Genomic DNA, 18329 nt, shown 5'->3' on the forward strand with positions numbered 1-18329 from the left:
CATCCTCCGAAACCGGTCACGGTCCTCCGTGGCCGGTTTCGTGCGTTCCGGGCCCGTCGCCCACCCGTGAGGGTGGATCGGCGCGCCGGGCCCGTCGCCGGGCGGGCGGGACAGACACGGCGCGCCACCACCGGCGGCAGGTCCCGGGGGACGGGCACGGCCCCACAACCGGGTCAGCGCGGATCACGGACCCGGGTGCCGACGGCCAGCACCGCCCCCACCGCCGCGGCCCCGGCGAGCACCGCGAACAACTGCGGGTAGCCCCCGAGCGGCCCGGCCAGCGCCGCGCCGGCCCACGGCGAGACCGCCACCGCCACCGTCGCGGGCGCCGACAGCAGCCCGCCGAGCCGCCCGTAGAACCGCGACGGCCACCGGTCCGACACCGCTGTGGCCTGCAGCAGCGTCGTGATCCCGCGGGCCGCGCCGGTCAGCACCGCCGCGCCGACCAGCAGCCACGCCGGGCCGGGCAGCAGTCCCAGCAGCGCGGTCGACGCGGCCAGCGCCGCCAGGACGAGCACCGCCCGTGCCGGTGGGGCCAGCCGTCCCACGACGCGGGTGTAGAGGGCCCGCCCGGCGACCTGCCCGACCCCGCCGAGCCCGAGCGCCCAGGCCGCCGTCTGTACGTCGAGTCCCCGCTCGATGAGCAGCGGCACCTGGTTCACCGCGACCGCGAACCCGCAGAACGTGCCGAGGAACACCGCGGCCACGGTCAGCAGGAACGGGCGGCTGCGCGCGATCGCGCCCGGGTCGGCGTGCTCGGGCGGGGCGGGGGCCCCCGGCCACGGGCCGCGCAGCCCGAGCAGGTGCGCAGGGACCGTCACAACCAGCAGGACGGCGGCGAGCACCAGGTAGGTGCCGCGCCAGCCGAACCCGCCGAGCAGCGCCGCCGACAGCGGCGCGAACACCGTGCTGGCCAGGCCGCCGGCCAGGGTGAGCCCGGTCAGCGCGCGCACCCGGTCGCTTCCCCACCAGCGGGTCAGCGCCGCGAACGCGGGCGGGTACAGCGTCGCGGACTGCGCGAGCCCCGCGACCAGCCACGCGGCGAGGAACCACGGCCAGGACGGTGCGACGGCGATCCCGACGACGGCGGGCACCCCCAGCAGCGACCCGGCCGTCATCACCCAGCGCGGGCCCCACCGGTCCAACAGCCGTCCGACGACGATCCCGGCCGGCGCGGACACCCCGAGGCCCGCGGAGAACGCGCCGGTCACCGCGCTCACCGACCAGCCGGTGTCCGCCGAGATCGACGGGGCGAGCACCGGGAACGCGTAGTAGAGGACGCCCCAGCTGGTGATCTCGGTGAGGCACAGGACGAGCAGGACCCGGCGGCGGAACCCCGCGCCGGGCGCCGTCCGGACCTCGACCACCGTGCCACCTCGCAACGCCTGCTGCGGCGACCGTATCCCGAGGGTCGCTGGACCGCCCCGGGCCGCGTCGGCGACGATCGGACCGCAGGACCGACGCAGGACGACCCGGAAGGCGGCATCCGACGGTGCGACTCGACCCCACGACGGCGGCCGGCAGCGACTCCCCCATCGGTGCGGCCCTCGCGCTGGCCGGCGAGCGGGACCCGGCACGGAACGCGACGCACCCGTTGCTGGACCTGTCGCAGGCCGCGCCGCCGTACCCGCCGGCACCCGAGGTCGTCGAGCGCGTCGTCGAGGTCGCACGGGACCCCGGCCTGTCCGGCTACGCGCCGGTGCCGGGCATCCCGCCGCTGCGGCGGGCGATCGCCGACGAGCTGGCCCGCGAGCACGGCGGCGACCTCACCCCCGACGACGTCGTGGTCACCGCGGGCTGCAACCAGGCGTTCGCCGTGGTCGCCGACGCGCTCGCCGGTCCGGGCGACGAGGTGATCTCGCCGCTGCCCTACTACTTCAACCACGACATGTGGCTGCGGATGCGCGGCGTCACGCCGGTGTACCTGGAGCCCGACGCCGACCTGGTCCCGCGCGCCGCCGACGCCGAGGCGCTCCTCACCCCGCGCACCCGGGCGATCGTGCTGGTCACGCCGGGGAACCCGAGCGGGGTGACGGTCCCGCCCGAGGAGATCACCGCGTTCGCCGAGCTGGCCCGACGCCACGACATCGCGCTCGTCCTCGACGAGACCTACCGCTCGTTCCGCCCGGACACGACCGAGCCGTCGCACACGCTGTTCGCCGACCCGGCGTGGCGTTCGACCGTGGTCGGTCTGCACTCCTACTCCAAGGACCTGGCGATCCCGGCGTACCGGGTCGGGTCGGTCGTCGCCGGCCCGGAGCTGCGACGCCAGGTGCTCAAGCTGCTCGACTGCATCGCCATCTGCGCACCGCGGACCGGGCAGGAGGCCGCGGTGGCCGGGCTCACCCGCGCCGGGGTGTGGCGGGCCGACCGGGTCGCGGAGATCGCCCGGCGGCGGGAGTGGGTCGGTGCCGCACTCGCCGACCGCCCGGGCGGGTTCGAGGTCGCCGCGCTCGGCGGGTTCTTCGCCTGGGTGCGCCACCCGTTCCCGGACCGCCCGACCCTCGACGTCGTCCGGACGCTGCTGCTCGACCACGACACCCTGACCATCCCGGGCACCGCGTTCCTGCCCGACGACCGGCAGATGCTGCGGCTGTCGGTGGGGCGGGTGGACGAGGCGGGCGCGGCGCTGCTGGCCGAGCGGCTCACCGAGGCCGGGCGGCGGGCGGGGGTGGTCACCGGCTGACCCCGAGGCCCGGCGACGGAAGAGACCAGGACGTCCCGGTGTTCGCCGACCATGGACACCGGACTGCGCACCGGCACCGCGGCCGGCCGTTGGGTCATCACGGCCTGCGTGCTCGGCTCGGGCATGGCGATGCTCGACAACACCGTCGTCACGATCGCCCTGCCCCGCATCGCCGAGGACCTCGGCGCCGGATTCGCCGGTCTCCAGTGGACGGTCAACGGCTACACCCTGACCCTGGCCGGGCTGATCCTGCTCGGCGGCTCGCTGGGCGACCGGTTCGGCAGGCGGCGGATCTTCGTGACCGGGGCGGTCTGGTTCGCGCTGGCCTCACTGCTGTGCGGGCTGGCGCCGAGCGTCGAGGTGCTCGCCGCGGCCCGGGCCCTGCAGGGGGTGGGCGGGGCGTTGCTGACCCCGGGCAGCCTGGCACTGATCTCGGCGTCGTTCCACGGGGCGGACCGGGCGGCGGCCATCGGGGCCTGGTCCGGGCTCGGCGGGGTCGCGGGGGCGCTGGGCCCGTTCGTCGGCGGGACGCTCGTGGAGTGGTCGTGGCGGGCGGTGTTCCTGATCAACCTGCCGCTCGCGGCGGTCGTCGTCGCGGTGGCGGTGCGGCACGTGCCCGAGTCGCGTGACCCCGACGCCGCGCACCGGCTCGACGTCCCGGGCAGCGTGCTCGCGGTCGCCGGGCTGGCGTTGCTGACCTGGGCCGGGACGGCGGCCGGCGCCGGTGCATCGCCCGGACTGCAGGTGTGGGGCGCGGGCCTCGCCGGAGTGGCGGCACTCGTGGCGTTCGCACTGGTCGAACGGCGCAGCCGGTCCCCGCTGGTGCCACCGGAGCTGTTCACCGGCACCGGCGACGCCGGGGACGGGCGCCGGTTCACCGGCGCGAACGTCGTGACCGTCGCCGTCTATGCGGCGCTGGGGCTGCTGTTCGTGCTGCTCGCCGTGCAGCTGCAGATCGTGGCCGGGTTCTCCCCGTTGCTGGCGGGGACCGCGACCCTGCCGGTCACCGTGCTCATGCTGCTGCTGTCGGCCCGCGCCGGGCGGCTCGCGACGCGCACGGGCCCGGCACCGCTGGTCACCGGCGGGCTGCTGCTGGCCGCGGCCGGGATGCTGCTGGCGTCGCGGATCGGGCCCGGCGCGACCTGGCTCACCGACGTGCTCCCGGCGACGGCGCTGGTCGGGCTGGGGCTGTCCGCGGCCGTCGCGCCGCTGACCACGGCGGTGCTCGACGCGGCGGCGGACCGGCACGCGGGCGTCGCGTCGGGGGTCAACAACGCGATCGCGCGGGCCGCGGGCCTGCTCGCGGTCGCGGCCGTACCCGCGATCGCGGGGATCCGCGGGGACGCCCCCGCCGACCCGGCGTCGTTCGGGCCGGGGTTCACGAGCGCCATGTGGATCGGATCATCACTCCTCGTGATCGGTGCGGTACTTGCCGCCGCACTGTTACGGGGAGGGACCGAGACTCGCATCACACAGGCAACCGCTTAACCGTTCACACACGTATAACTCTGTGACAAGCGTTACTGCAAATGAGTGAGGCGTGAGTGATCAGTGCCGGGGACTCCACACTCATGCCCGGCGTCGCGCACCGCCCCTCACGGACCGTCACGAAGCCGCTGCTCGACGCGCTCGCCCTGGCGATCGAGGAGTTCGCCCTCGCCCCGTCCCGGGACCGGCCGATGGCGGTCGTCGGGCTCGTCCAGCGGTCGGAGTACCTCCGGCCGGCACTCGGCGTCTGGGACCGGCTCGCCGCCGTCTGCGGGGACGGCGCCGTCGTCGCCACCGTCGGCGACGCCCCCGACGGGTTCCCCGACGGCCTCGGGCACGTCCGTCTCACCGACGGCGAGGACGCGGCCCGCGAGTGGAGCGTCACCGTCCTGACGCCGCGGTCCGGGGCGACCGTCGTCGCCCACGACCTGGAGGCCGTCGACGGGGCGGCGCGCTCGCTGGAGCGGGGCAGGCTGTTCTCCGCCCGCTGGTCGTTCCGGCACGCCGACGCCCACTCCGAGCTGCTGCGGCTGCGTCACCAGCTCGGCGCGCGGCTCGGCTCGCGGCACACCGGCGGCCTCGACGAGGTGCTCTCCCGGGTCGTCCCCATCCCCGGCACGGCCACCGACCACCGTTACGACGCCGCCGCGGACGCCCTCGCCCGTGAGCTGTCGCTGGAACGCCGCCGCGCCGACGCCGCGCAGACCCGGCTCGACGAGCTCGAACCCGGCGCCGAGCGCGACCCGCGCAGCGGGCTGCCGACCCGGGCGTTCCTGGACCGCTGGCTCGACGGGTCCGCCCCGGGCACCCTGCCCCTGGGCCTGGTGCTGTTGCGGGTGCACGGGCTGGGGTCGATGACCCGGCGACACGGGTTCCGTGCCGAGACCGCGGTGCTCCGCGGGATCGCCCGGCTGCTCACCGGGCAGGTCGGGTCCGCCGGGCGGCCGGTGCGCGTCGGGCGCGAGGAATTCCTCCTCCTGCTGCCCGGCGCCGACGTCCGGTCCCTGGCCGCGGCCGCCCAGCGGCTCTGCGAGACCGTCGCCGGGCTGGCGGCGGTGTTCCCGTTCGTCCCGACGCCGTCGCACGCGGTGATCACCCGGACCCGGCACCGCCCACTTCCCCTCGAGGAGATGTGGGCGGCGCTCGACGACGCCGGGACCGGGGTCACGCTGCTGCGCGGCTGACCGCGCGGGCTCAGCCCCGGACGTCGGCCGCGATCAGCTCCGCGGTCCGGCAGGCCAGCGCGACCAGCGCCAGCGTCGGCCCGACCGCGCCGGCCGACGGGAACACCGCGCTGGAGGCGATGTGCACGTTCGGCGTGCCGTGCACCCGGCACTCCGGGTCCACGACGCCGGTGCGCGGCGACTCCGACATGCGCAGCAGCCCCATCTGGTGGGTGCCGTCGGTCATGTCCATGTCGTGCACGTGCTCCACGTCGGACAGGTCGACGTGGGCGAGCCCGGTCCGCTCCAGCTCCTTGCCGATCAGGGACAGCGACGTCACGATCGCCTCCCGGTCAGCGGCGGAGACCCGGTAGTCGACCCGCAGCCGGTGCTGGCCCAGCGCGTCGCGCTCGCGGTCGAGCGTGACCCGGTTCCCCGGGTCGGGGGTCTGCTCGGCGTCGAACCGCAGCCGGCAGTGCGCGGAGTCCAGCGGCATGAACGACGGCACCCGCCGCTCCCCGGTGATCCGCGGCCGGGCCCACCCACGGGCGAAGCGTGCCACCCGCAGCGGGTCGGCGGCGACGTTGCGCACGTGGTGGCCGATGTCGGTGGTGTGGCTGTACTGGGCGTGCGTCCCGGCGGCCTTGAACCCGGTGCGGAGCTTGCCCAGGCCCCAGTAGGTCAGCGCGAACGTCGACAGCAGCGCGTCGCCGTGCTCGGCGTCCTTCGGGTCGGCGAACCACAGCGCTGCCTTCAGGTTGCCCAGACGGTGGTCGGCCTGGACCTGCGGGGACAGCGAGAGCATCCGGCGGGCGTAGACGCCGTCGTCGGTGGGCAGGTAGCCCAGGCCCAGCGTGCGCCCGGCCGTGGTCAGCCGCAGCCGCCCGACCTCGCCCACCGGGTGGGTCATGTAGTGCCGCCCGACCTGGCCGTACTCGTCGCCGATCCCGGCTCCGGTCCCGGTGCCGCCGTAGCCGTCGGAGGCGAGCAGGATCCGGACCGACTCCAGGCCCCCCGCCGCGACGACGAAGTGCCGCGCCCGGATCCGGATGTCGCATCCCGGCCGCGGGACGACGACGGCCTCGGTCGCGGTGCCCGACACCGGGTCGCGCTCCAGACGGGCGACGGTGGCGTGCAGGAACAGCCGGATCCGCCCCGCCTTCGCCATGTTCTCCACGGTCGGTGCGAACGACGTCGGCGGGCTCCAGCGCCACAGGTCGTCCCAGCGCAGGGTGTCGCTGTGGATCCCGGCTGGGGCAGCCGGGAAGCCCGACTCCGGGGCCGAGTACTCGCAGGCGCCGGCGTCGAGGTGCCGCTGGGCGGCCGGGTACCAGGCGCGCAGCTCCTCGTGCCGGATCGGCCACGCGGCACCGGGCATCCACTCGCGGTCGGAGAAGTCGACGTCGTCGAGCGGGGCGCAGCGCCCGCCCCACACCAGGGAGGTGCCGCCGAGGCGTTTCTGCCGGACGGCGTCGACCGGGTCGTGCTTGCCCCGCCCGGTGATGCCCCGGTAGGTGTCGCGGGCGGTGCGGCTCAGACCCGGGCCGCCACCCTCCAGGACGACGACGCGCAGGCCGCGGTCGGCCAGCTCGGTCGCGGCCGCGGCCCCGGCCGGACCGCTGCCGATCACGCAGACCTCGGCCTCGAAGATGGAGCCGGGGAGCGCGCGCCGGGTGTCGATGAGCATGGAGGGCGGTTCCTTCCGAACGTGGTGCGGTACTGCCACCGATGGTGCCCCGGCTCGGCTGTGAGGACGCTGTGGCTGCTCCCGGCCTCCCGTCGCCGGGGGCGTGCCGACCCGCCCGGTACCGTCGTGTCCGGTTCACACGGTTCGCATCCGGAGGAGCACGGTATGGGACTCGCCGCCATGGCGACGACCGCACGGGGGATGGCCGCGACGGTCCGGGTCCTCGGGCGCGGGGAGCTGGGCCGCTTCACCGGCGGCGACCGCTCGGAGGTCGCACGGTTCGAGTCCGAGCTCGGCGGGTTCCTCGGGACCTCGCACGCACTGGCCGTCAACAGCGGGACCAGCGCCCTGGTCGCGGCACTCGTCGGCGCCGGGGTCGGCCCCGGCGACGAGGTGCTCGTCCCCGCCTACACCTGGGTGTCGACGGCCGCCGCGGCACTCGCCGTCGGCGCCGTGCCGGTCCTGGTCGAGGTCGACGCCTCGCTCACGATGGACCCGGCCGACCTCAAGGACCGGATCACCCCGCGCAGCCGGGCGGTGCTGCCGGTGCACATGCTCAACCATGTCGCCGACATGGACGCGATCATGGACGTCGCGGCCGCCCACGACCTCGTGGTGATCGAGGACGCCTGCCAGGCCATCGGCGTCACGTACCGGGGGCGCCCGGCCGGGTCGATCGGCCACGCCGGCGCCTTCAGCTTCAATCAGCACAAGAACATCCGCTCCGGCGAGGGCGGCGCCCTGGTCACCCGGGACCCGAAGCTGTTCGAGCGGGCGTCGATGTACCACGACGTCGGCAGCTACGAACGCGCCGGATTCGCCGGGGCCGACGCGGACCTGATCGTCGGGGTCAACCTGCGGATGCCCGAGCTGTCCGCGGCGGTGCTGCGTCCGCAGCTGGCCGGCCTGCGTGCGCAGCTCGCCCGGCGCGGGCGGCACCGCGACATCATGCTGTCGGCGCTGTCGGACCGGATCGGGCGCGACCTGGAGCCGGTGCCGCACCACGACCCGGCGCACGCCGCCGGGCTGGCGCTGGCCTTCCCGTCGGCCGAGGCGGCGGCGGAGTTCGGTGCCCGCCGCGGCGTGCACCGGCTCATCGACACCGGCCGGCACGTCTACACGAACTGGCGCTCGCTGCGGGCCCGCAACCCGCTGCACCCCGGGTTCGACCCGTACGCGGCCAACGGCACCGAGATCGACCACGGCCCCGGCGCCTGCCCGCGCACCCTGGAGATTCTGGCCCGGACCTGCGTGGTCGACCTCGCCCCCGAGCTGCCGACGCCGGCGTTCCGGCTGCTCGCCTCCCGCACCGCGGGCTGAGCCGCCCGGCGGGCCCGGCCCGGTCTCAGCCGGCCGGGGCCAGCACGGCCTGCACGTGGCCGTCGCGGGCGACGGTGCCGGTGACCGCGACCGGCACGTCGTGGGCGAACCCCGGCCCGCCGGTGACGAAGGTGTGGAACTCGCCGTTCTCCCCGCACGGGTCGACCCCCGGTGGCAGCGCGGCCAGGAACTCGGCGTCGAACACGGCCCCGGCGAGCCGCGCGGGGACCCGGCCCGGGTCGACGGCGACGACGACCGCCCGCAACCCGGCGTCGAGCATCCCGGCGGCCAGCGCACCGGTCGCCGCGCCCCACAGCGGGAACACCCCGGTGACCCCGGTGCCGACGAGGACCTCCTCGCGGAACGCACGGACGTCGGCCAGCGCCAGGTCGCCGTGCACCAGCCCGGTGACACCGGACGCGGCGGCCGGCGCGAGCGCGGCCCGCAGCCGGGCCCGGTACTCGCCGTCGGGGCACGACGGCGGCAACTCCACCCGGTGCAGCGGCAGGCCCAGCGCGTCGGCCTGGGCGGCGACGAGCGCGGCCCCCACGCCGTGCACCGCGATCTCCGCGCCACCGGGCCCTGCCGTGACGGTGCTGAGCAGCCCGGTCACCCGCGCTCCGGCCCGCCGCGCGGCGGCCAGCGCCGTCGCCGCGTCCTTGCCCCCGGACCAGCTGACCCACATGTCGGACACCCTGCGACGGTAGCGTCCGGACAGCACCGATCCGGTCACACACCGTGCTCCCACCGAGCGGACGGTGACCGGGTCGGGCTTCTGCCCCGCACGGCCGACGGCTACCGTGACCAGCGTGCCCGAACGCCACGACGACGCCACCGTGACGGCGTGGGCGTTGGCCGCGGGTGCCGGTGACACAGCCGCGCTCGCGGAGTTCGTGCGGGCGACCCAGGTCGACGTCCACCGCTTCCTCGTCCACCTCGGCCGCGACGACGCCGAGGACCTCACCCAGGAGACGTTCCTGCGGGCCCTGCGGTCGCTGCCCTCGTTCGCGGGCCGCTCCACCGCGCGCACCTGGCTGCTGTCGGTCGCCCGCCGGGTCGCCGTCGACGCGGTGCGCACCGCGGTCCGCCGGCCCCGCGTGCGGGACCTGGGCGAGGACACCCAGGAGGTGCTGGAGCGCGCGGTGCCCCGCACCGGCGCGCAGGAGGCCGTCCTGCTGCGGACGCTGGTCGACGCGCTGCCCGACGACCGTCGTGAGGCGTTCGTCCTGACCCAGGTCCTGGACCTGGGCTACGCCGAGGCCGCGCAGGTCTGCGGCTGCCCGGTCGGCACCATCCGGTCCCGGGTCGCCCGGGCACGCGAGGACCTGCTGCGCGCGCTCGGCGAGGACGGAACCGGGACCGCCGGGGCGGCCGCGCCCGGCGTCCGGCGCGCCGCCCGCCCCTGAGACCGCGCCGCACCCGACGCGTCCCACCGGGCCGCCGCCCCGACCACAGCGGCATCCGACCACAGCGGCATCCGACCACAGCGGCATCCGACCACAGCGGCATCCGGCCGCATACGCCCCCGGCCGCTGCACCCGACCGCCGCTGCACCCGGGCCGTCGCGGCACCCGACCGTCGCGGCGTCCGGGCCTCCGCGCCACCCGACCACCGCCGTCCGACGATCACGACGGGAGTGACCGGCGTCGCACCCACCGGACCGGTACGGGCGGGAACCGGACAGGCCCCACCGGCGACCACTTCCGGCGTGCGCCCCCGCACCTCCCCCGCCCCCGAGGAGTACCTGTGATCTCGTCGTTGCCGCTGGCCTGGGCCCTGACGGCGGTGTTCGCCGCCACCGGGTTCTACGCGCTGACCCGCTGGGCCACCGCGGTCTCGGAGCGTCGCTCCGCCGCGCACCGCACCGCGGAGCTCGCGCACCTGCTGATGAGCGCGGCGATGGTCGTCATGACCTGGACCTGGTACGGCAGCGCCGGGCTGTGGACCCAGATCGTCCTGTTCTCCGTGCTGGGTGTGTTCTTCCTGGTCACCGCGTCACGCGGGGTGCCCTGCGGACCCTCGGGGCGGGTCGCGGGTGCGGCGCACGCACTGATGGCCGCGGCGATGGTCTGGATGCTCGCCGCGATGCCGCTGATCATGGCCTCACCGGCGGAGGCCGCGGGCGGCGGCGGTGCCCACGCCCACCACGGCGGCGGTGCCGCCATGGACATGTCCGGGACGGCCCGCGCGGCGGGCCCGGCCGGGTGGGCGATCGCGGTGACCGTGACGCTGTGCGCGGTGCTCCTGGCCGCCGCCGGGTACTGGGGTGCCCGCGCGCTGAGCCACGACCGCGACGCCGGGGACCCGCTGACGCCCGACGACGCGTCCACGACCGGTGCCGCGACCGACCCGGCCGCCTGCGACTGCGCCGACCCCGCGGCGGCCCCGCAGGCCCGTTCCGCGCAGCCGGCCCCGGCCGGGACGGCGACCACGGCCGGGACGGCGGGGGCGGCCACGGCGCTCGCCGAGCGGGCCGGGGCCCCTGCGCGGACGGCGGGCCGGCTGGGCGCGCGCTCCGACGCCGCCTGCCACGCAGCCATGAGCGTCGGCATGGTCGTCATGCTCGCGGCGATGGTGGCGGGCTGGTGAGCGCCGGCCTCGACACCCGGCCCGGGGCGCCCGTCCCGCCGCCGGAGCGGCCCCCGCTGTTCCGGGGCCTGAAGGGACTCGTCACCCGGATCCACTTCTACGCGGGCCTGTTCGTCGGCCCGTTCCTGCTGGTCGCGGCGCTGACGGGGCTGCTCTACACGCTGTCGCCACCGATCGAGCGCTGGATGTACGCGGACGCGCTGACCGCCCCGGTCAGTGGCCCGGAGCTCCCGCTGTCCCGGCAGGTCGAGGCGGCCGTCGCGACCCAGCCCGGCCTGCCCGTCACCGAGATCCGGCCGTCGCGCGAGCCCGGCGCGACGACCCGGGTGTCGTTCGACGCCGACCTGCCCGAGAGCTACAGCCGCACCGTGTTCGTCGATCCGTACACCGCGCAGGTGCGGGCCACCCTCGACACCTACGCCGAGTGGCTCCCGGCCCGCGGCGTGATCGACAATCTGCACCGCTCACTGCTGCTGGGCGCCCCCGGACAGGTCTACACCGAGCTCGCGGCGTCCTGGCTGGCCGTGCTCACCCTGTCCGGCCTCGTGGTGCAGGTGACCCGCCGGGTACGACGACGCCGGGAGCGGCTGCTGCCGCGGACCGGCGGGTCGTCGCGGTCGCGACTGCGGTCCTGGCACGGCGCGGTGGGCGTCTGGGCCTCGGTCGGGTTCCTGTTCCTCGCCGCGACCGGCCTGACCTGGTCGCAGTTCGCCGGGGCCAACGTGGGCGCGCTGCGCACCGCCCTGGACTGGACGACGCCGTCGGTCAGCAGCACGCTGCCCGCCGCCGGTGGTGACGCGGCCGCGCCCGTGACGGGTGCCGCGACGGCACCGGTGGCCCCGCGGGCGGTCCCGGCCGTCGCCCAGCGGGTCCTGGACGCCGCGCGCGCCGACGGCCTCTCCGGACCGGTCGAGCTCACCCCGGGCGAGCCCGGCGAGGCCTGGACGGTCCAGCAGACGGTGCGCAGCTGGCCGTCGCAGCAGGACTCGGTCGCCGTGGCCCCGGCGACCGGGACGATCACCGACCGGCTCGCCTTCGCGGACTGGCCGGTCGCGGCGAAGCTCGCCCGCTGGGGTATCGACGCGCACATGGGCCTGCTGTTCGGCACCGTCAACCTGGTCGCGCTCGCCGCACTCGCGTCGGCCGTGGTCGTGCTGGTCGTGTGGGGCTACCGGATGTGGTGGCTGCGCAGGCCGACCCGGCCGGACGGGTCGCGCGGACTCGCCGGGCCGCCCGGGTCCCGGGAACGGCCCTCCCCCGCCGCGGTGGCGCTGGTCGGGCTGGCCGCGGTGGCGGCCGGGCTGGTGCTGCCGGTGCTGGGGGTCTCGCTGATCCTGTTCCTGCTCGTCGACGCCCTGGTCGCGGCCCGGCGGGACCGGCAGACCGGCGAGCCGGCGGGCTGACCCGTCCGGGGCGCGGGCGCGCAAGGCCCCGCGCGAGCGGGTAGACCTGGGGTCCCGTTCCCCGCGAAGGAGTCCTCCCGTGTTCCGGACCTCACCCGCCCCCTGGACGACGGCGGACATCCCGCCCCAGCAGGGCAGGACCGTGATCGTCACCGGCGCCACCAGTGGCCTCGGGCTGGAGACCACCCGGGCCCTGGTGCACGCCGGTGCGCGTGTCGTGCTGGCCGTACGGGACACCCTCCGCGGCGAGGAGATCGCCTCCGAGCTCGGTGGCGCGGTGTCGGTACGCCGGCTCGACCTGGCCGACCTCACCTCGGTCCGCGAGTTCGCCGCCGGGTTCGAGGGCACCGCCGACGTGCTGATCAACAACGCCGGCCTGATGGCGGTGCCGTTCTCCCGCACCGCGGACGGATTCGAGACCCAGCTCGGGGTCAACTTCCTCGGCCACTTCGCGCTGACCGGTCTGCTGGCCGACCGGATCACCGACCGCGTGGTGACGCTGTCCAGCGTGGCCCACCGGATGGGCCGGATCGGCATCGACGACCTGAATTTCGAGCGCCGCCGCTACGAGCGCTGGACTGCCTACGGCCAGTCCAAGCTCGCCTGCCTGATGTTCGCCTACGAGCTGGAACACCGGTTCGTGGCGGCCGGGTCGCGGCTGCGGTCGATGGCCGCGCACCCCGGGTACGCGGCGACGAACCTGCAGTCGCGCACCGAGTCCGTCCAGGACGCGCTGATGGGCGTGCTCAACAAGGTGGTCGCCCAGTCCGCGGCGGCCGGGGCGCTGCCGACGCTGTTCGCCGCAACCGTCCCGGACCTGCCCGGCGGGGCCTACATCGGACCGGACGGCATCGGCGAGGCCCGTGGCAACCCGCGTCCGGTCGGGTCCACGGCGGCCTCGCACGACCGACGGATGCAGCGGGCGCTCTGGGAGCGCGCCGAGGAGCTGACCCGGGTCACGTACCCGCTGTGAGCGGACGGTGGTGCCGGGGCCCGGTCGCGCCGGGCCCCCGCACCACCGGGTGTCTCAGAGCTTCGAGACGCGGGTGAAGTTCTCCGGGACGATCAGGTCGTCGCGGGAGAGCTCGTGGATCGACTTCTTGCCCAGGCCCAGCAGCGCCTCGTCGATCCCCTTGTAGAGGATCGACAGGACGTTGGTGACCCCGCGCTCGCCCTGCGCGGCCATCCCCCACAGATACGCGCGGCCGATCAGGACCGCGCGGGCACCGAGCGCGAGCGCCTTGACGACGTCGGCACCGCGGCGGATGCCGCCGTCCATCACGACCTCGACCTGGTCCCCGACGGCGTCGACGATCGCGGGCAGCGCCCGGATCGCGGCCGGGGTGCCGTCGAGGTTGTTGCCGCCGTGGTTGGACACCGAGACCGCGGTGGCGCCCGCGTCGACGGCGCGACGGGCGTCGTCGGGGTGCATGATGCCCTTGATCATGAACGGGCCGCCCCACTTCTCGCGGAGCCAGGCGATGTCGTCCCAGGTCGGCAGCGGGGTGGTCCACCAGACGCCGTAGGCGCCGAAGAAGGTGGGGGCGTCGCCGCCGCCGGGGGGCGCCATGTTCGGGGCCTTGAGGTCCGGGATCCTCCCGGACTTCGCCCAGTCCAGCACGTAGCGCGGCTTGGTGATCATCTCGGGCGCGAACTGCAGCGCGGCCTTGACGTCGACCTTCTCGGGGATGGGCGGGCTGCCCCAGTCGCGGCGGGTGGCGAAGGTCCAGTCCAGGGTCACGATGAGGCCCTTGGCGCCCGCCCGCTTCGCACGCAGGGCGCGCTCGAGGATGTCCTCCTTCGACCCGGCCCAGTAGACCTGGAAGAAGACCTTGTCGTGGACCGCGCAGACGTCCTCGACCGAGCGGGACGCGAACGACGACAGGCCCATCGCCGTCGACACGGTCTGCTCGGGGTTGAGCGGATTCTGGATGTTGGAGCTGTGCGCGGCGCGCGCGACCGCGACCTCGCCCTCCGGGTCGACGGCCTGCACACCGGTCGGGGAGATCATGACCGGGAAGTCGATGTCGACGCCCATCACCGAGGTCTTCTGCTCCCGCTGCGGCGGCAGCCCCGCGATGTGCGGGCGGAAACCGAGCTCGTCGAAGGCGGCGACGTTGTCCGCCAGCGTGATCCCCTGCTCCGCGCCGGCGACCAGCGCGTAGTAGACCGACTTCGGCAGGCGCTTGCGCGCCCGTCGCTGCGCCTCCGCGACCGTCTCGAACCAGTCCTTCGTGCTCGCCATGCCTGCCCCTTCGCAGTCGGAGGTGTGCGCCCGGCCACCGTCGGTCGCGGCCGGCCCGACACGCCGACCGGGTACGAGACGGTCCCACGTGGCGGGTCTCACGGCACGGTAGCGTTTCGGCACCGAGTGCCACAATGACACCCGCCCGCAGCCCGTCCGATCGGCGGGGGAACGACCCTCCGCCCGACCAGCCACGACGCCGTCCCACGCCCGGAGAACGGACCGCGTCCACGACCGGCTGCCACGACTCGTGACGCTCCGCGGTCAGGCCCACTCCGAAGGCCCACCCCGGATCGTGTGGGACGGGAGGCCGGACCGGCCGTCGGTGACGCTCCGCTGTCTCGATACGGTGTGCCCGCAGTCACCGGTCAGCGGGCGGTGTGCCCGCGGCAAGGAGGAGCCGTGTACAGCCACGCGCGGGGTGGGCACGCTTCGGGCGCGACGCCCGCCGGCCCGGTCGGCCACGTGCTGCAACCCGGGTACGGCGCCGCGAGCAACCACCGGCCCATCGGGGTCCCGGGACAGCTCCGCGCCCCGGAGCCGCCGCAACCACCGCCTGCCGCCCCGGCGGGGACACGGCTCACCGTGCTCGCCGTCGACGACGAGGAACCGGCCCTGCTCGAGCTGGCGCACCTGCTCGGCGAGGACCAGCGGGTCGCGACCGTGCTGACCGCGCCGGACGCCACCGAGGCGCTGCGCATCCTGCACGGCTCGCAGGCCGACGCGAACACCCCGACCGTCGACGTGGTGTTCCTCGACATCCGGATGCCCGGCCTCGACGGCCTGGAGCTCGCCCGGGTGCTGAACGCGATGGCCGACCCGCCGCCGGTGGTGTTCGTGACCGCCCACGACGACCGCGCCGTCGACGCCTACGAGGTCGGCGCCGTCGACTACCTGCTCAAGCCGCTGCGCACCGAGCGCCTGTCCGGCTCGCTGGACCGCACCATGGCGCTGCGCGCGGCCCGCCGGACCGAGAGCGGCCCGCCGCCGGCACCGCCGCGCCACGGCGTCGAGCAGGGCGGCAGGCCCGATCCCGCGGCCGCCCGCCGGGGCGCCCCCGCCGCGACCACCGACGACGAGGTGGTGCCGGTCGAGCTGGCCGGCACCACGAAACTCGTCCCCCGCTCCTCGATCCGGTTCGTCGAGGCCCAGGGCGACTACGCCCGGCTGCACACCAGCGAGGGCAGCCACCTGGTCCGGATCCCGGTCTCGGTGCTGGAGGACCGCTGGGGCGAGGCCGGGTTCGTGCGGATCCACCGCGCCTACCTGGTGTCGCTGCCGCTCATCACCGAGCTGCGCATGTCCGGGTCGGGGTACGTGGTCCGCCTCGGCAACGGGCCGGGTGCGGTCGAGCTGCCCGTCAGCCGGCGACACACCGCGGGCCTCAAGCGGATCCTGCGCGGACGTCCGCCGCGTCCGCACCGCGGGCCGGAGGACGGCCCGGACGGACCCGTCGTCCCGCGCTGACGCGGGGTCGCCGACCGCGGCGGGTCACGGCTCGTCGCGTGGCCGACACGCCCGGTCACCTTCGGTTCTGCCGTGCGCGATCCTGTCGCCTAGCCTGGTGACCGGTGTCCATCTCGGGTGAGTCCTCGCACGTCCTGTCCGTCACCAACCGTCGTCGCCGCGCGCGTCCGCCTGCGCTGCTCGTGGCGCTCCTGACCGCGTGCGCACTGGTCGCGGGCTGCTCCGCGAGCGCCGCCGCCCCCGCCCCGGCTCCGGCCGCCCCGCCGTCCCCCGCGCAACCGGCGCCCACCTCCGCCGCGCCCGCGGTACCGGAGCTTCCCGGGGGTGGCACCGAGGTCTTCCCGGGCCGCCGGATGGCAGCGCTCTACGGCCACCCGGGCACCCCGTCGATGGGTGTCCTCGGCGAGCAGGACCTGCCGCGCTCGATCGCCCGCGCGAAGGACCTCGCCGCCGACTTCCAGCCGCTCGTGCGCGAGCCCGTCGTGCCGGCGTTCGAGATCATCACGACGGTCGCCGACCGCGCCCCCGGCCCGGACGGCGACTACTCGGCGGAGATGAGCGTCGACGAGCTGCGACCGTGGGTCGAGCAGGCCGGGAAGGCCGGCGTCTACGTGGTGCTGGACCTGCAGCCCGGGACCACCGACTTCCTGACCCAGGCCAAGCGCTACGCCGAGCTGCTCGCGCAGCCGCACGTCGGGCTCGCGCTCGACCCCGAGTGGCGGCTGGAGCCGGGCCGGCGCCACGGCGTGCAGGTCGGCTCGGTGACCGCGGCCGAGATCAACCGGACCTCGGAGTGGCTGGCCGGGCTGGTGCGCGAGAAGAAGCTGCCGCAGAAGGTGTTCCTCATCCACCAGTTCCGGGTCTCGATGATCTCCGACCGGCAGACCGTGGTCACCTCCCACCGCGAGCTCGCGACCGTGCTGCACGCCGACGGCTACGGCACCCGCCAGGAGAAGACCGAGACCTGGAACGCACTGCACGCCGCACCCCGTCCGCCGGGTCTGTGGTGGGGCTGGAAGAACTTCATCGACGAGGACGAGCCGACCTTCACCCCGCGCGAGACCTACGCCGTCCGGCCCGAGTCACCCGTCTTCGTGTCGTACCAGTGACGGGTATGTCCGCCCTGCCCGGCGCCACCCACCGGGGTGGGTGGCCGCTCACCGAGATCGTGATCACGGCAAGTACCCTCACCGGGACCCGAGCGTCGTCGTCGCCGCCGGGTGCGCAGGCACGTGCCGCGGCTCCTCCGCGCGGCACGGCCGCCCCGCCCGTGCCGACCAGTGAAGGGGGTGCCCCGGGTGGACGAACGACCGCAGGAGGGCTCCCGCCCGACCGGTCCGGACCGGCCACGACGACCCGGCCCTCCCGAGCGCGCCCGCCGCGACGACCGCCCGCACCTGCGGGACGAGGCCCGGCGCGGCACCCCGCCCCGGGACCTCGGTGAGACCCCGCCGCCGAACGACCGTCGCGACACCCCGCCGCCCGCCCGTGGCGGTGCCACACCACCGCCCGGCCCCGCCGGGCCCCCGGCCCCGCAGTCCGGCAGGCCCGGTGACCGCAGGTCCCCGCAGTCCGGCAGGCCTCCCCAGGAGCAGCCGTCGGGCCCCCGGCGACGACCCGGTCCGCCCGCCCCCGGTACGCCACGGCCGCCCGCCGGTGACCCGCGCCGCGGAACCGGCCCCGCGGCGCGTCCCGGTGGCAGGCCCCCCGGCCCGCCGGACGGTGCCGGGCGGCCCGCCGAGGACGAGTCCTGGCTCCCCCGACGCGAGCGCGAGGCCCGGGCCGCGGCCCGGCGGGCCGCCGCCTGGTCGTCCCGCCCGACCCGGGAGGAGACCCCGGGCCGTGGTGGGCACAGCGACAGCAGGCCCACCGACATCCGTTCCATCCGCGCGACCCGTCGTGGCATCGGTGACACCGTGAAGGTCCCCGGCCGGCCGGACACCGCCGCGGAGCACCGGCGGCACCGCGCCTCCGAGCCCGACGCCCCGCCGGAGGAGCGTGACCGCGCGGCCCGGCTCAGCGGCGAGCTGCCGATCGTCCCGCGCCGGCCCGGTGGCCCGGTCTCCGGTGACGCAGTGCCCGGCGCCGCCGGTGCGTCCGCGCACACGGGTTCGCGTCCGGACGCACCGTCGCGCCCCGGGGGCCCCGCGGTCCCGAGCGGCCCGGGTCGGTCGGGTCCGGGCCAGGCGGGTCCGGGGCCGTTGCCGCCGGGTGGCCCCCGGCGCCCAGGTGAGACCCGTCCAGGTGCCCCCGACCTTCGGTCCGACGGCCGGCCCGACAG

At 76.0% G+C, this 18329-nt stretch carries 14 protein-coding genes; 10 read left to right on the forward strand and 4 right to left on the reverse strand.

Translation table 11 applies throughout. The features are described 5' to 3' along the window. Nucleotides 1-173 precede the first annotated feature (173 nt). Nucleotides 174-1367 carry an MFS transporter gene (locus DMP15_RS23705; protein WP_073575463.1) on the reverse strand — a complete coding sequence of 398 codons (1194 nt, stop codon included), beginning with the start codon at nucleotides 1365-1367 and terminating at the stop codon, nucleotides 174-176. Nucleotides 1368-1492: 125 nt separating this feature from the next. On the opposite strand from DMP15_RS23705, the gene DMP15_RS23710 reads away from it, so the two are divergent. The 3 genes from DMP15_RS23710 to DMP15_RS23720 are packed head-to-tail and all read left to right on the forward strand — an operon-like array spanning nucleotide 1493 to nucleotide 5358. After that, a complete protein-coding gene (locus tag DMP15_RS23710; RefSeq protein ID WP_100879885.1) occupies nucleotides 1493-2686 on the forward strand; it encodes an aminotransferase in 1194 nt (397 codons plus the stop codon). 51 nt (nucleotides 2687-2737) lie between these two features. Beyond that, nucleotides 2738-4174: an MFS transporter gene (locus DMP15_RS23715; RefSeq protein WP_100879884.1), complete on the forward strand. Its 1437-nt coding sequence runs from the start codon at nucleotides 2738-2740 to the stop codon at nucleotides 4172-4174. A gap of 56 nt (nucleotides 4175-4230) precedes the next feature. Then, a complete protein-coding gene (locus DMP15_RS23720) occupies nucleotides 4231-5358 on the forward strand; it encodes a sensor domain-containing diguanylate cyclase (protein WP_157818491.1) in 1128 nt (375 codons plus the stop codon). A gap of 10 nt (nucleotides 5359-5368) precedes the next feature. On the opposite strand, the gene DMP15_RS23725 is transcribed toward DMP15_RS23720, so the two are convergent. Further along, entirely contained in the window at nucleotides 5369-7024 is a 1656-nt protein-coding gene (locus DMP15_RS23725) for an FAD-dependent oxidoreductase (RefSeq protein ID WP_100879882.1), read from the reverse strand. 165 nt (nucleotides 7025-7189) lie between these two features. Between DMP15_RS23725 and DMP15_RS23730 the strand changes: the two genes are divergently transcribed. Further along, nucleotides 7190-8344: a DegT/DnrJ/EryC1/StrS family aminotransferase gene (locus DMP15_RS23730; RefSeq protein WP_301549137.1), complete on the forward strand. Its 1155-nt coding sequence runs from the start codon at nucleotides 7190-7192 to the stop codon at nucleotides 8342-8344. Between the two features lie 25 nt (nucleotides 8345-8369). Here the strand turns inward: DMP15_RS23730 and DMP15_RS23735 are convergent, their stop codons facing one another. Further along, entirely contained in the window at nucleotides 8370-9029 is a 660-nt protein-coding gene (locus DMP15_RS23735) for a hypothetical protein (protein WP_073575527.1), read from the reverse strand. Between the two features lie 124 nt (nucleotides 9030-9153). Here DMP15_RS23735 and DMP15_RS23740 point away from each other — a divergent pair, with 124 nt between their 5' ends. From DMP15_RS23740 to DMP15_RS23755, 4 genes are all read left to right on the forward strand, one after another. After that, nucleotides 9154-9750, forward strand: a complete 597-nt coding sequence (locus DMP15_RS23740) for a sigma-70 family RNA polymerase sigma factor (protein ID WP_217266888.1) — start codon at nucleotides 9154-9156, stop codon at nucleotides 9748-9750. A gap of 340 nt (nucleotides 9751-10090) precedes the next feature. Next, on the forward strand, nucleotides 10091-10933 hold the full coding sequence (locus tag DMP15_RS23745) for a DUF5134 domain-containing protein (protein WP_337826463.1): 843 nt from the start codon (nucleotides 10091-10093) through the stop codon (nucleotides 10931-10933). Then, nucleotides 10930-12336: a PepSY-associated TM helix domain-containing protein gene (locus DMP15_RS23750; RefSeq protein WP_083658560.1), complete on the forward strand. Its 1407-nt coding sequence runs from the start codon at nucleotides 10930-10932 to the stop codon at nucleotides 12334-12336. The genes DMP15_RS23745 and DMP15_RS23750 overlap by 4 nt, the downstream gene beginning before the upstream one ends. A gap of 79 nt (nucleotides 12337-12415) precedes the next feature. Beyond that, nucleotides 12416-13309 carry an oxidoreductase gene (locus DMP15_RS23755; RefSeq protein WP_100879880.1) on the forward strand — a complete coding sequence of 298 codons (894 nt, stop codon included), beginning with the start codon at nucleotides 12416-12418 and terminating at the stop codon, nucleotides 13307-13309. A 54-nt stretch (nucleotides 13310-13363) separates the two neighbouring features. Here DMP15_RS23755 and mftD read toward each other — a convergent pair whose 3' ends face one another. Further along, entirely contained in the window at nucleotides 13364-14581 is a 1218-nt protein-coding gene (gene mftD, locus DMP15_RS23760) for a pre-mycofactocin synthase MftD (RefSeq protein ID WP_062400817.1), read from the reverse strand. 585 nt (nucleotides 14582-15166) lie between these two features. Here mftD and DMP15_RS23765 point away from each other — a divergent pair. Together DMP15_RS23765 and DMP15_RS23770 are read left to right on the forward strand one after the other, a co-directional pair. Next, complete coding sequence (locus DMP15_RS23765; RefSeq protein ID WP_208623195.1) at nucleotides 15167-16048, forward strand: LytR/AlgR family response regulator transcription factor; 882 nt, start codon at nucleotides 15167-15169, stop codon at nucleotides 16046-16048. Between the two features lie 104 nt (nucleotides 16049-16152). Beyond that, the gene (locus DMP15_RS23770) at nucleotides 16153-17157 is read left to right on the forward strand and encodes a hypothetical protein (RefSeq protein ID WP_246352668.1); all 1005 of its coding nucleotides are present in this window, start codon (nucleotides 16153-16155) and stop codon (nucleotides 17155-17157) included. Nucleotides 17158-18329: the final 1172 nt, after the last annotated feature.

The organism is Pseudonocardia sp. UM4_GMWB1 (genome assembly GCF_017312155.1).
Classification (GTDB): domain Bacteria; phylum Actinomycetota; class Actinomycetes; order Mycobacteriales; family Pseudonocardiaceae; genus Pseudonocardia; species Pseudonocardia alni.